This window comes from Kitasatospora sp. NPDC015120 (genome assembly GCF_043080305.1).
Classification (GTDB): Bacteria; Actinomycetota; Actinomycetes; order Streptomycetales; family Streptomycetaceae; genus Kitasatospora.
In genome coordinates this window covers 508591-522056 of record NZ_JBIBVJ010000004.1, presented here as the reverse complement: position 1 = coordinate 522056, position 13466 = coordinate 508591, and the positions used below count along the sequence as shown (strand labels likewise).

Annotated in this window: 13 protein-coding genes; 4 read left to right on the top strand and 9 right to left on the bottom strand. The window is 74.1% G+C overall.

Annotated elements, in window-relative coordinates; genetic code table 11:
* Positions 1-45: 45 nt before the first annotated feature.
* The 4 genes from ACF1AK_RS14005 to ACF1AK_RS13990 all read left to right on the top strand — a co-directional run bounded on the left by ACF1AK_RS14005 (position 46) and on the right by ACF1AK_RS13990 (position 6125).
* Entirely contained in the window at positions 46-582 is a 537-nt protein-coding gene (locus ACF1AK_RS14005; RefSeq protein WP_391499025.1) for an NUDIX hydrolase, read from the top strand.
* A 106-nt stretch (positions 583-688) separates the two neighbouring features.
* The gene (locus ACF1AK_RS14000) at positions 689-1465 is read left to right on the top strand and encodes a TetR/AcrR family transcriptional regulator (protein ID WP_391499069.1); all 777 of its coding nucleotides are present in this window, start codon (positions 689-691) and stop codon (positions 1463-1465) included.
* Positions 1466-1599: 134 nt separating this feature from the next.
* Positions 1600-3537, top strand: a complete 1938-nt coding sequence (locus ACF1AK_RS13995; RefSeq protein WP_391499024.1) for a hypothetical protein — start codon at positions 1600-1602, stop codon at positions 3535-3537.
* Between the two features lie 296 nt (positions 3538-3833).
* Positions 3834-6125, top strand: coding sequence for a glycosyl hydrolase family 18 protein (locus ACF1AK_RS13990; protein WP_391499023.1), 2292 nt, complete (start codon positions 3834-3836; stop codon positions 6123-6125).
* Positions 6126-6212: 87 nt separating this feature from the next.
* Here ACF1AK_RS13990 and ACF1AK_RS13985 read toward each other — a convergent pair whose 3' ends face one another.
* The 9 genes from ACF1AK_RS13985 to ACF1AK_RS13945 form a co-directional block, all read right to left on the bottom strand.
* On the bottom strand, positions 6213-6920 hold the full coding sequence (locus ACF1AK_RS13985) for a spermidine synthase (protein WP_391499022.1): 708 nt from the start codon (positions 6918-6920) through the stop codon (positions 6213-6215).
* Between the two features lie 105 nt (positions 6921-7025).
* Positions 7026-8084, bottom strand: coding sequence for a YeiH family protein (locus ACF1AK_RS13980; RefSeq protein WP_391499021.1), 1059 nt, complete (start codon positions 8082-8084; stop codon positions 7026-7028).
* 7 nt (positions 8085-8091) lie between these two features.
* The gene (locus ACF1AK_RS13975; protein WP_391499020.1) at positions 8092-8658 is read right to left on the bottom strand and encodes a cysteine dioxygenase; all 567 of its coding nucleotides are present in this window, start codon (positions 8656-8658) and stop codon (positions 8092-8094) included.
* 86 nt (positions 8659-8744) lie between these two features.
* Positions 8745-9650: a LysR family transcriptional regulator gene (locus ACF1AK_RS13970; protein WP_391499019.1), complete on the bottom strand. Its 906-nt coding sequence runs from the start codon at positions 9648-9650 to the stop codon at positions 8745-8747.
* A gap of 209 nt (positions 9651-9859) precedes the next feature.
* A complete protein-coding gene (locus tag ACF1AK_RS13965; RefSeq protein WP_391499018.1) occupies positions 9860-10729 on the bottom strand; it encodes an amino acid ABC transporter permease in 870 nt (289 codons plus the stop codon).
* Positions 10726-11370, bottom strand: a complete 645-nt coding sequence (locus tag ACF1AK_RS13960) for an amino acid ABC transporter permease (RefSeq protein WP_391499017.1) — start codon at positions 11368-11370, stop codon at positions 10726-10728. Before ACF1AK_RS13960 ends, ACF1AK_RS13965 begins: the two co-directional genes overlap by 4 nt.
* Positions 11371-11384: 14 nt before the next feature.
* The gene (locus tag ACF1AK_RS13955) at positions 11385-12284 is read right to left on the bottom strand and encodes a glutamate ABC transporter substrate-binding protein (RefSeq protein ID WP_391499016.1); all 900 of its coding nucleotides are present in this window, start codon (positions 12282-12284) and stop codon (positions 11385-11387) included.
* 10 nt (positions 12285-12294) lie between these two features.
* Complete coding sequence (locus tag ACF1AK_RS13950) at positions 12295-13023, bottom strand: amino acid ABC transporter ATP-binding protein (protein ID WP_380297217.1); 729 nt, start codon at positions 13021-13023, stop codon at positions 12295-12297.
* A 50-nt stretch (positions 13024-13073) separates the two neighbouring features.
* Positions 13074-13316, bottom strand: coding sequence for a lipopolysaccharide assembly protein LapA domain-containing protein (locus ACF1AK_RS13945; protein ID WP_380297205.1), 243 nt, complete (start codon positions 13314-13316; stop codon positions 13074-13076).
* Between the last annotated feature and the right edge of the window lie 150 nt (positions 13317-13466).

The following is a 13466-nucleotide window of genomic DNA, read 5'->3' as shown; positions in this document are numbered from 1 at the left end:
CGTCCGTCCGTCCGTGAATCGCCCGGAAACCCTAACCTGTCGGTCATGAGCGAGCCTGCGCAGAGCGATCCCGCCGATGAGCTGCTGGACGTCGTCGACGAGCACGACCGGGTCACCGGGACCGCACCGCGCGGGGAGGTGTACCGGCTCGGGCTGACCCACCGGTGCGTCTTCGTCCTGGTCCGCGACCCGGCCGGGCGGATCTTCGTGCACCGGCGCACCGACACCAAACTGTTCGCCCCGGGCGCGCACGACATGTTCGTCGGCGGCGTGGTGGGCGCCGGGGAGACCTACGAGCGGGCCGCCGTCCGGGAGGCGGAGGAGGAACTGGGCGTCACCGGGATCGCCCCGCGCCCGCTGTTCCGCTTCCTGTACCGCGGCGACGGCCTCGCCTGGTGGTCCGACGTGCACGAGGCCGAGTGGGACGGCCCGGTCCGCCCGCAGGAGTCCGAGGTGGCCTGGCACGCCTGGCTCACCCCGGCCGAGCTGGCCGCCCGGCTGGAGCGCGACGTCTTCGTCCCCGACGGGCGGGAGGCCTACCGCCGCTACGTGGAGCACCGGCGGAGCCGAGCGGGCGGATAGGGTGACGCGCATGGCATCCCGCACGCCGTCGGCCCCCTCCCCCGCGTCCGCGCCCGCCCCCGGGCGCGGCGGACGCCCGGAGCCCGCCGGCCGTCCGCGCCGGCGGCTGAGCGTGGACGAGCGGCGCGAGCAGCTGATCGCGGTGGCGCTGGAGCTGTTCAGCCACCGCCCGCCGGAGGAGGTGTCGATCGACGACATCGCCGCCGCCGCGGGTGCCTCCCGGCCGCTGGTCTACCACTACTTCCCGGGCAAGCAGGCGATCTACGAGGAGTCGCTGCGCCGGGCCGGCCGGGAGCTGGCGGCCCGGTTCGAGGAGCCGGCCGAGGGCCCGCTCTCCGAACGGCTGTACCGGGTGATGGGCCGTTACCTGGACTTCGTGCAGAGCCACGGCCCCGGCTTCGCGGCGCTGCTGCGCGGCGGTTCGGTGACGGCCAGCACCAACACCTCGGCGGTGATCGACGAGGTCCGCCAGGCGGCACACGACCAGATCCTCGGCCACCTGGCGCTGCCCTCCCCCAGCCCGGGGCTGCGGCTGACCGTCCGGGCCTGGATCGCCAACGCCGAGATCACCTCGCTGGAGTGGCTGGCCGACCGCTCGGTGCCGCTGGAGGACCTCCAGCTGCACCTGGTGCAGGAGTTCGTGGCGGCGCTCACCCTGACCGCCGCCCGGGAGCCCGCGCTGGCCGCCGAGCTGGCCGGCTTCTTCGCCGACGAACGCCCGGACGGCCCGACCGGGCGGCTGGTGCGCGACCTGGCGGGCCTGCTGGCCGTCCCCGGCCTGGCCGGCGCCCTCACCGCCCTCACCGCCCCGGCCGCCGCCCCCGGCCCCGCCGCGGGAGGGGCCGGGCAGGCCGGGCGGGCCGGGGCTCCGGACGCGGGCTGACGCCGGGCGGCCGGTTCTGCCCCGTCGGCGCCCTCTGATAGGAATGTGCACGGACCTGACGGCCCGCCGGTCATCCCCGGGCCGCGGTCCAGGGACCAGCGAACGCACAGCGAACGGAGCGGGGGGCTCAACAGGTGACCCAGGACGGCCAGTTCAGCGCGGAGGCCAGCCCCTTCGCAGCCGCGGAGCGGGTCTCCGCGACCCTCGGCAGCCTCACCGACGCGCTCCTCGGCGCCCGGACCTCGCGCCACCCCGCGGCCGCGCTGACCGTGCTGCGGGCGGGCGCCCACCCGGCGGCCGACGCCCTGTTCCACCTGCCGCTGGCGCCCAACGGCCCGGTGCACACCGCCGTCGACCGGCTCGGCACCGTGGTCACGGCCGGCACCGCCCGCCCGGGCACCGGCGCCGCGCTGGCCCCGCTGGTGGGCGGCGCGCTGCTGGCCCGCTACGGCACCGCCGGCCCGGTCCGCGGCGCGGCGGCCGGCTCCACCGGGGCGCCCACCGCCGAGCACCTCGGCCTGCCGGTGACCGGCGAGCCCGCCGACCCCAAGCTCCGCCCCGCCTTCGCCGCGCCGCTGGCCGCGCTGGCCGACGGCCGGCAGACCCGTCAACCGGTCGAACTGCCCACCGGCGCGGGCGCCGAGGTGCGCCTGGTCGTCCCGCCGGGCTTCCATGCGCTCACCTCGCCGGACGGCCCGCCCGGGGTCTCCGCCCGGACGGTCCGCACCGGCCCGGTGGACGGCATCCCGGCCGGAGCCGGGGTCGCCCCGGCCACCGCCGCGGCCGCCGCCGGGCTGACCGCGCACCTGGCCGAGACCGCCGAGGAGCTGTTCAGCGGCGCCGGCCCGGCCGAGCGCCGCGACTTCGCGCTGATCGCCGCCGCCCTGACGGACACCGTCACCGCGTCCGGCACCGTGTACGCGGGCCTCGGCGCCTTCCACCTGGACGGCCGGCCGACCGACGCCACCCTGGTCGTCTCGCTGGCCCGCCACCCGCTGCCGATCACCGGGCTCGCCACCGAGCTGGCCACCGTGCGCCGGCACGCCGAGGTCTGGACGGTGCTGCTGCCCGCCGGACCGGCCGCCGTCCTGGTCGAGGCCCGCAGCGTCCCGGTGCCGGGCCCGCTGGCCGCCGACGGGACGCGCCGCTGGGCGGTCACCTCGGTGGTGGAGGCGTTCGTCCCGCTGCCGGACGGCGTCTCGGTGCTCTGCGTGCAGCTGACCACCGCCCAGCCGCAGGACTGGGAGCTGTACACGGACGTCTTCGCCGAGCTGCTGAAGAGCGTGCAGTTCGGCTGGGACGGCGTGCCCGCCACCCCGCCCGCCGCCGCGCCGGCCACCACCGCGCCCGCGCCCGTGCCCGTGCCCTCCACCATCGCGCCCGCCCCGGCCGCCGTGCCCGTGCCCGTCCCGGCCGAGCCCGTCGCGCCCCCGGCGCCGCCCGCGCCACCGGCACCCCCCGGGCCGCCGGTGGCCGAGGAGCACGCCACGCCGGTGCGCGTCCCGCCGGCCGGCTTCAACCCCTTCGCGCCCGTCGCCGACCCGACCCCGGCCCAGCCGATCCTGGTGCCCGACGACGCCGCCGGGCCGCCCGCCCCGCCCAAGGGCACTCCGGTGACGGTCCCGCCGCCGGACTTCGACCCCTTCGGCATCCTCGGCACCCCCGCCGCCGAACCGGCGGCCCCGCAGGCCCCCGAACCGCCCAAGGGGACCCCCGTGGCGGTGCCCCCGCCGGACTTCGACCCCTTCGGCATCCTCGGCACCCCGGCCGCCGAACCGCTGCCGGCCCCCGCCGCCCAGCCCGCCGCCGCCCCGGCCACCGACCCGTTCGGCACGGTGACCGCCGCCGACCTGCCCGGCGACCCGTTCGGCACCACCCTCCCGGCGCCCCGGCCCGCGGCCGTCCCGCCGCCGCCCAGCACCCCGCCGGCCGTCCCCGCCACCGCCGGCCCCGCCAAGGGCACTCCGGTGATGGTCCCGCCGCCGGACTTCGACCCCTTCGCCCCGCAGCCCGAGGACACCCCGGCCCCGCCGCCGCCCGCCGCCGCCCCGGAGCACGACCCCTTCGGTTGAGGGCCGCCGTCCGCGGCCCCGCCACCCCCCGACCGCCCCGGCGACGCCCGTCGCCGGGGCGGTCGCCGTCTGCCGCCCGGTCATGTCCACGATCCACAAGTGGTACAGACCTATTGCCAGTTCTCCATCGGCTCCCTACCCTCGGCACAGGATCCTCCGTGGCACCCCGACGGCCCGAGGACCGGTTCCGCGCCGCCCCCATGGCCCGGAGCGCGCCGCTCCACGCACCTGACACCTCCCCACGGGTTACGGGGGGTCCGGGCCTGCCCCGGGACCCCAGGACAGGAGCCACATCCATGCACAAACGTCGGATCAGCCTGCCGCTGCTCGCGGCCGGCACCCTGCTCGTCCCCCTGCTCGGTGCCGCCCTGCCCGCCACCCTGGCCCACGCCGCCGCCGGGCCGGCCGCGCAGGCGGCCGCCGGGTCCCTGACCGCGAGCCTGACCAAGGGCAGCGACTGGGGCAGCGGCTACGAGGGCAGCTACACCATCACCAACGGCACCAGTGCCGCGGTCAACGGCTGGACCCTGGAGTTCGACCTGCCCAGCGGCAACACCGTCGCGGGCCTGTGGAACGCCTCCTACACCACCTCGGCCTCCCACGTCACGGTGAAGAACCCCGGCTGGGCCTCGACCCTGCCGGCCGGCGGCACCTACAACGTCGGCTTCAACATCGCCTACTCGGGCAGCTACCAGCCGCTGGCGAACTGCAAGCTGAACGGCAAGCCGTGCGACGGCAGCGGTGACGACCTGACCCCGCCGACCGTTCCGGGCGCCCTGAAGTCCGGCACCGTCACCCAGACCACCGCGGCGCTCTCCTGGACGGCGAGCACCGACAACGTCGGCGTCACCGGGTACGACGTGTACCGGGACGGCACGAAGGTGGCCACCACCGACGGCGCCACCACCGCCGTCACCGTGCAGGGCCTGACCGGCGGCACCACCTACCAGTTCACCGTCCAGGCCTTCGACGCGGCGGGCAACCGCTCCGCGGCGGCCGGCCCGGTGAGCGTCACCACCCCGCCGCCGATCGAGGACAAGGAGGCGCCGACCACGCCGGGCACCCCGGCCGTCACCGGCTCGGACTCCAGCTCGGTCTCGCTGAGCTGGACGGCCAGCACCGACAACGTCGGCGTCACCGCCTACGACATCACCGCGAGCAACGGCGTGGTGACCACCGTCACCAGCCCCTCCGGCACCGTCGGCGGCCTCGCCCCGGACACCGAGTACACCTTCACCGTGAAGGCCCGCGACGCGGCCGGCAACGTCTCCCCGGCCTCCGGCGCGGTGACCGCCCGCACCAAGAAGGGCGGCACCGGCGGCGCGCTGAAGATCGGCTACTTCACCCAGTGGAGCATCTACGCCCGCGGCTACAGCGTGAAGCAGCTCGACACCTCGGGCTCGGCCGGCCGGCTCTCGGTGATCAACTACGCCTTCGCCAACATCCACCCGAGCACCAAGCAGTGCTTCATCACCAACAAGGCGGCCGGGCCGGACAACGACCCGAACGCGGGCGACGGCGCCGGTGACGCCTGGGCCGACTTCGGCAAGGGCTGGGACGCCGGCAACTCGGTGGCCGGCACCACCGACACCTGGGACCAGAAGCTGGCCGGCAACTTCAACCAGCTGAAGCAACTCAAGGCCAAGTACCCCAACCTCAAGATCCAGATCTCCCTGGGCGGCTGGTCCTACAGCAAGTGGTTCTCCGACGCGGCGGCCACCGACGCCTCCCGCAAGGCGCTGGTCAGCTCCTGCATCGACATGTACATCAAGGGCAACCTGCCGGTGATCGACGGCCGCGGCGGCGCGGGCAGCGCGGCCGGCATCTTCGACGGCATCGACCTCGACTGGGAGTGGCCGAACTCCGACGGGCACACCGGGAACATCTTCCGGCCCGCCGACAAGGCCAACTACACCCTGCTGGCCCAGGAGTTCCGCCGCCAGCTGGACGCCCTCGGCGCCACCACCAACAAGCACTACACGCTGAGCGCCTTCCTCCCGGCCGACCCGGCGAAGGTCACCGCGGGCATCGACATCCCGGGCCTGTTCGGCGCCTTCGACTTCGCCACCATCCAGGGCTACGACTACCACGGCGGCTGGGAGATGGTCACCAACCAGCAGTCCGGCATCAAGGTCGCCGCCGGTGACCCGAACCCGCCGGCCCGCCAGTTCAGCTCCGAGGTCGCGATCGCCGCGTACGTCGACGGCGGCGCCCCCAAGAGCAAGCTCACCCTCGGCATCCCGTTCTACGGGCGCGGCTGGACGGGCGTGCCGCGCGGCACCACCAACGGCCTCTTCCAGACCGCGACGGGCCCCGGCCCGGGCACCTACGAGGCGGGCTTCGAGGACTACAAGAAGCTCAAGGAGATGGCCACCAGCGGCGGTTACACCGTCTACCGGGACCCGGTGGCCGGCCACGCCTACATCTACAACGGGACCGTCTTCTACACCTACGACGACCCGACCGAGATCGCCCGCAAGACCGCCTGGATCAAGTCCCAGGGGCTGGCCGGCGCGATGGTCTGGGCCTTCGACGGCGACACCCCGAACGGCGAGCTGATGGCCGCGGTGGACAACGGCCTGAAGTAACGGCCTGAGGCGACGCCCCGGAGCAACCGCCCCGGGGCAACCGCCCGGAAACGGCCCCGCTGCTCCGCCACCTGGCCCGTCACGCGCTCACCGCGCGCGGCGGGCCAGGTGCACGACGTCCGGCACCCCGCGGGCCACCGCGACCTCCCGCGTCGTCACGTCCGTGAAGCCGGCCGCCCGCAGCGCCTCCTCGAAGGCCCCGGACGGCCGGGCGCTCCACACCGCCAGCACCCCGCCCGGCTCAAGACGACGCCGCAGCCGCTCCAGCCCGTCCGGGCCGTACAGCCCGGCGTTGGCGTCGGTGACCGTCCAGTCCGGCCCGTTGTCGATGTCCAGGCAGAGCGCGTGGTAGCGGGCGCCGTCGGCGCCGGCCAGGTACTCCAGCAGATCGGTGTGCAGCACCTCCACCCGCGGATCGTCCAGCGCGCCGCCCGAGAAGGCCGCCAGCGGGCCGTCGCGGTGCCACTCGATGATCGCGCCCTCGCGCTCCACCACGGCGATCCGCCCCCAGCGCGGCTCGGCCGCCGCGTGGGCGAGCGAGAAGCCGACGCCGAGCCCGCCGATCAGCACGGAGGGCCCCGCGGGCGCGGCGGTCCGCTCCAGTGCGTCCAGCGCCGCCCCGACCAGCAGCCGCTCCGAGCGGCCGTCGGCGGTGTCCATCAGGAAGCAGCCGTTGGCGATGATCTCGTAGGTGGCACCCCGCCGCCGCAGCGCCACCTCCCCGTAGGGGCCCTCGCGGCGGTCGAGCATGACGACGGCCGCGGAGCCGTCCCGGGCGGGCAGTGCGGTCGACATGCGGTGGCTTCCTCCGCGGTGCTCGGGAACACGGGTGCAGGGGTGGTCCGGCCGGCCGGACCACCCGCCCGACAATAGTCCAGCCCCTGCCCGGCCGCCCGCCGTTTACCGGGTGGCCAGCACCCCGGCGTAGGAGACCCCGGCGACCATCACCCAGGAGCCGAGCCCGAGCAGCGCGATCCGGCCGCCGGTGCGCACCAGGGTCGGCAGGTGGACGGCGCTGCCGAGCCCGAACAGCGCGGCCGCGAGCAGCAGTTCCTGGGCGTCCCCGGCGAGCACGAGGGCCCGCTCGGGCAGGACCCCGGTGGTGCGCAGCACGATCATGGCCAGGAAGCCGGCGACGAACAGCGGCACCAGCGGCGGCCGGCGGCCGGCCGTCGGCGTGGTGCCGGCGCGCCGGTGCGAGCGCCGTGCGGCCACCGCGACCCCGGCGACCAGCGGTGCGAGCAGGACCACCCGCATCAGCTTGACCAGCACCGCTTCGCGCAGTGCGCCCGCCCCGCCGCTCTGCGCGGTGGCGACCACCTGGCCGACGTCGTGCACACTGGCGCCGACCCACCGGCCGAAGCCGTCCGGGTCCAGGCCGAGCGGGTGCTGGAGCAGCGGCAGCACGCCGATGGCCAGGGTGCCGCAGAGGGTGACCAGGGCGACCGAGGCGGCGACGTCCTCCTCCTCGCTGCCGGCGGCCTGGCTGACCGCGCCGATCGCGGAGGCGCCGCAGATCGAGTAGCCGGTGGCGACCAGCAGCGGCTGGTCGCCGGGCAGGCCGAGCCGGCGCCCGAGCCAGAGGGTGCCGGTGAAGGTGGCGGCGACCACGGCGAGCACCATCGCGACGGTCGCCCAGCCGAGGCCGAGCACGTCGTCGAGGCTGAGTTTGAGGCCGAGCAGCACGATGCCCAGGCGCATCAGCCGTTTGCCGGCGGTGGAGAGCCCGGGCCGGGCGGCGCCGCGCACCAGCGGCCGCAGGCCGGGCAGGTGGGCGGCGGCGACGCCGAGCACCACGGCGGCGGTGAGCCCGGGCACGGCCGGGACGGCGCGGTGGACGGCGAGCGCGGCGGCGACGCCGAGCGCGGCGAGCAGCAGGCCGGGGGCGTTACCGCCGAGCGGGGGCAGGGTGCGGGTGCGCGCCGGCCGGACCGCGCGCTCCCGGAGGGTCAGTGCCATCGGGGGTTCACCGCTGTTCGGCGGCGGGCAGCCGGTAGACCCGCCGGATGCTGGTGCCGAGCCGGGCGACGTCGGCGCCGTACACGTGGATGGAGATGGCGGTGGTGGCGCAGGCGTTGCGCACCAGGTGGATGTCGCCGGGCGGGGCGAAGGCGGAGACGGTGCCGGCCGGGCCGACCACGTGCTCGGTCTCGACGAGGTGGGCGGTGCGGCCGTCGGAGACCAGCCGGTAGCGGGTCTCGCTCTCCTGTCCCTGGTGGACGCCGGCCACGCACCAGGAGACGTGGTCGTGGACCGGGGTCCGCTGGCCGGGCAGCCAGACCAGGGCGACGACGGAGAAGGAGCCGTCGCTCTCGGCGTGCAGGACGTGCTGGCGGTAGCGCTCGGGGTCGCCCTCGCGCTGGTCGGCGGTGAGCAGTTCGCCGTCGCCGAGGTGCGGGGCGAGCCGTTCGCCGACCAGGTAGGCGGTGAGTTCGGGGGGCAGGCCGCGGTCCACGACCGCGCGGATCTCGCCGACGAGGGCGGTCATGCACTCGGTGAGCCGGCCGCCGCCGACCGTGGCAGACGTCGTCATGGGAGCAGGTTCGCCGCCGCCGACCCATCACGTCCAAGGAGGGTTCTTTCGCTCTTCCCCCATCACCGCTTATCGATGAGCGGCGCTCAGCAGCCCACCCGCGCCGCGGCGGCCTGCCGCAGGTGGTCCAGGACGAGCGCGGTCGCCGGAATCCGCCGGTGCTCGCGGAGCACGTACGCGCTGACCTCGCGCCGCAGGTGCGGTTCGACGGCCCGGCCGGTGACCTTGCGGTGGCACATGAAGGAGAGCACCAGGGCGGGCATCAGCGCGATCCCGACCCCGGCGGCCACCAGGCTCTGCACGGCGAGGTTGTCGTCGGTGGAGAACACGATGTCCGGGGCGAAGCCCTCTTCGGCGCAGACCTGCAGCAGGTTGGCCCGGCAGCGCGGGCAGCCGGCGATCCAGCGCTCGCCGTCGAGGTCGGCCAGCCGGACGGCGTGCCGGCGCCCGAGGGGGTGGCCGACCGGCAGCAGCACGGTCAGCAGGTCCTCCATCAGCGGGATCTCGTCCAGCCCCTCCGGCACCGCGGCGGGCGCTCCCGGGTAGCGGAAGGCGAGCGCGATGTCGCACTCCCCGCGCAGCAGCCGCTGCACCGAGTCCGGCGGTTCGGCCTCCAGGAGTTCGACCCGCACCCCGGGGTGCTCGGCGAGCAGCCTGGCCATGGTCTCCGGTATCAGGGTGGCGTTGGCGCTGGGGAAGGCGCAGACCCGGACGCGTCCGGCGCGCAGCCGGCCGAGCGCGGCCAGGTGCTGCTGGGCGGCGGAGAGGCTGCCGAGGATCTGCTCGGCGTGCCGGGCGAGGGCCTCGCCGGCCTCGGTGAGCCGCAGCCCGCGCCCGGCCCGGGTGAACAGCGGCAGGCCGACGGTGCGTTCCAGGGCCTTCATCTGCTGGGTGATGGCGGGCTGGGTGTAGCCGAGTTCGCGGGCGGCCGCCGAGTAGGAGCCGGCCCGCACGACCTCGTGGAAGGTCCTGATGTGCCGTGAGTCGAACACCGGCTCCACTGTCCCTCCGCCCGGCCGTCGTGTCGCTGTCCGTCGTGCCCCATGGGTGGTGCCCCGCGGGTCGTGCACGCCGTTCCCCGTGCACGCCGGTTCGTCGTGCACGCCCGGAAATCATAAGCAGAGTTTGGAGGTACCGAGCCAGACCCCGGCTGCACCTATGGTTCACCGCTGAACCGGCCGTCCCCGTGGGCCCCGTGCGGTCACGTCCGGGCGGACGGCGGGACGCCCATCGACACCTCGGCCGGCGCCACCGGGGCGCCGCCGCGCGTGCTCGGGCTGCGCCGGCTGCGCCGCTCGACCCAGTGGGCGAACCAGGAGAGCAGCAGGCACATGCCGATGTAGACCGGCGCGATCACCATGACCACCGGGATGAACGGCAGGTCGTAGTCGAGGTTGGTGGCGATCAGCTTGCCGGCGTGCAGGAACTCCTCGTAGGTGATCAGGAAGCCCAGCGAGGTGTCCTTGAGCGCCACCACCAGCTGGCTGATGATCGCCGGCAGCATCGCCCGCGCGGCCTGCGGCACCAGCACGCACGCCATCACCTGGGACTTGCGCATGCCGAGCGCGCAGGCGGCCTCCCACTGGCCCTTGGGCACCGCCAGCACCCCGGCCCGGAAGACCTCGGCGAGCACCGAGCCGTTGTAGAGCACCAGCCCGGCCACCAGTGCCCAGAGCGGGGCGGCCTTGAGGGCGACGAAGATGAAGAAGATCATCACCAGCACGGGCATGGCCCGGAAGAACTCCACCACGAGGGTGGACGCCCAGCGCACCACCCGGTGGTCGGACAGCCGCCCCACCGCGAGCAGCGCGCCGAACGGCAGGGCGAGGAGCACCGTCCAGCCGAAGGCCTTGAGGGTGTTGGCGAGCCCGCTCAGCAGCAGGTCCTGGACGCCCTGGTACTGGAAGGCGGTCCACTTGGCCGCGGTGAACTGGTGGGTGTGGAAGAGCATGTAGACGATCCAGCCGAGCAGCGCGGCGATCGCCAGCAGCGCGATCCCGCCGTACAGCCGGTGCCGGGCGAGCGCCTTCGGGCCGGGGACGTCGTAGAGCGCCGAGGATTCCGCCGTCATCGTGACACCGCCAGTCGTCGTTCCAGGAGGTTGAACACGGCGCTGACGGCCAGGGTGATGATCAGGTAGCCCACGGCGATCCAGACGAAGGTCCACACGATGCTGTAGCCCAGCTCGTTGATGGTCCGGTAGGTGCCGAGCAGTTCGGTGACGCTGAACGAGCCGGCGATCGCCGTGTTCTTCGCCAGGGCGATCATCACACTGCCGAGCGGGGCCACCACCGAGCGGTACGCCTGCGGCAGCACCACCAGCCCCATCGTCTGGCCGAAGGTCATGCCCAGGCTGCGCGCCGCCTCGCCCTGCCCGACCGGCACGGTGTTGACGCCCGAGCGCATGGCCTCGCAGACGAACGCGGAGGTGTAGCAGCCGAGCGCGAGCACCGCGAAGGTGAAGAACGGCAGGGTGATGTCGAACCGCGGCAGGCCCAGCACCACGATGAAGAACAGCAGGGTCAGCGGGGTGTTGCGCAACAGGGTCACCCAGGTGGTGCCGAACGCGCGCAGCGGGCGCACCGGCGAGACCCGGAAGCTCGCCATCAGCACCCCGAGCGCCAGCGCCAGCACGGCGCTCACCGCGAACAGCGAGAGGGTGCCGAGGAAGCCGTCCCAGTAGGTCGACCAGTTGTCGGTCAGCGTCTTCACAGCCCGGCCCTTCCTCAGTACCGGTCGATCGGCGGCGGGGCGGGCGCGGGCACCCCGGACAGGCCGAGGGTCGCGTCGTAGGCCTTCTTCCAGTCGCCGTTCTGCTCGTGGTGCGCCAGCGCGTCGTTGAGCGCGCCGCGCAGCACGGTGTCGTTCTTCGGCGTGCCGATCCCGTACGGCTCCTGGGAGAACGGCTGTCCGACCACCTTGAGCTCGTCCGGCACCTTGGCCGCGTAGCCCATGAGGATGGTGTTGTCCGTGGTGACGGTGTCCACCTGGGAGGTGATCAGGTTGTCCACGCAGGCCGAGTAGGTGTCGTAGCCGATCAGGTGCGCCTTCGGGTACTGCTTCTGGATCCGCTGGTACGGGGTGGAGCCGGCCGCCGAGCAGACCTTCCTGCCGTCCAGGTCCTGCGGCCCGGTGATGTCCTTGTTGTTCCGGCGCACCAGCAGCGACTGCCCGGCCAGGAAGTACGGCCCGGCGAAGCCGACCAGCTTCTTGCGGTTGTCGTTGATGGTGTAGGTGCCGACGTAGTAGTCGACCTGGCCGTTCTGCAGCGCGGTCTCGCGGTTGGCGGAGGCGATGGTCCTGAACTCGATCCGGTCCGGGCCGAAGCCGAGGTCGGCGGCGAGCATCTTGGCGATCTCGATGTCGAAGCCGGAGTACTCCCCGGTGGCCGGGTTCTTCTGGCCCAGGTAGGGCTGGTCCTCCTTGGCACCGACCACCAGGTGCCCGCGGCCGCGGGCGGCGTCCAGGGTCGGCGAGCCGCTCACCGGCGCGCCGGCGGCCACCTGGTAGGTGGGCAGGGCGCTGGGCTGCGGCCCCTTGGGGGGCGGGGTGCCGGGCTTGCCGCAGCCGGAGAGCAGGAGGGCCGGCAGCAGGGCCGCGGCCGCGAGGGGCACGATCTTCTTCACGGGCCGGGCCTCAGTGCTTCAGGATCTTGGAGAGGAAGTCCCGGGCCCGTTCGCTCTCCGGGGCGCCGAAGAACTCCTCCGGGGCGCGGTCCTCGACGATCCGTCCGTCGGCCATGAAGACCACCCGGTTGGCGGAGGCCCGGGCGAAGCCCATCTCATGGGTGACGACGACCATCGTCATGCCCTCGTGCGCCAGCCGGCGCATCACGTCCAGCACCTCGTTGATCATCTCGGGGTCGAGCGCCGAGGTCGGCTCGTCGAAGAGCAGCGCCTTGGGGTCCATCGCCAGCGCCCGGGCGATCGCGACGCGCTGCTGCTGGCCGCCGGAGAGCTGGGCCGGGTACTTGTCCGCCTGCGCGGCCAGCCCGACCCGCTCCAGCAGCGCCCGGGACTTGGCGTCCGCCTCCGCCCTGGAGCGTCCGCGCACCTTCACCTGCGCCAGCGAGACGTTCTGCAGCACCGTCTTGTGGGCGAACAGGTTGAAGGACTGGAACACCATCCCGACCTCGGCGCGCAGCCGGGCCAGCCCCTTGCCCTCCTCGGGCAGGGGCCGGCCGTCGATCAGGATGGAGCCCGACTCCACCGGTTCCAGCCGGTTGATGGCCCGGCAGAGCGTGGACTTCCCGGAGCCGGAGGGGCCGATCACCACCACGACCTCGCCCCGGCCGACGGTCAGCTCGATGTCCTGCAGCACGTGCAGGGCGCCGAAGTGCTTGTTGACGCCGCGTAACTCGATCAGCGGCGTGAAGCCGCCGGTCCCGGGTGCGGCGGGTGGCTCGGCCGCGGCGGTCACTTCCCGCGCCGCCCCTTCAGCAGCCAGCCGAGCGCCACGCCGGCGATCAGCGTGGCGAGCAGGGCGATCCAGAGCGGAGCGGTCACGGTGAACACCCAGAACTGGATCTTCACCTTGTCGAGGTTGGCGAACAGGAACCAGACCGCGAGGACGACGATGACGCCGATCCCGATGTAGCGGGTGGGAATCCCACCGATCTCACTGCGCCTGGTACCCGAGGAGTCCGAAATCTTGGTCACCCGAACATTCTGAGGCCGAATGAGGGCATTTGCCCGGATACGCGGCCGGGGGTGTCCCACACGGGGCGATTTCGCCCCGCGCGGGTTCACCCTTCGTCACCGTCCGTCGGCCCCTGCCAGGTCTCGTCGGCGTTCGTCAGTGATCACCGG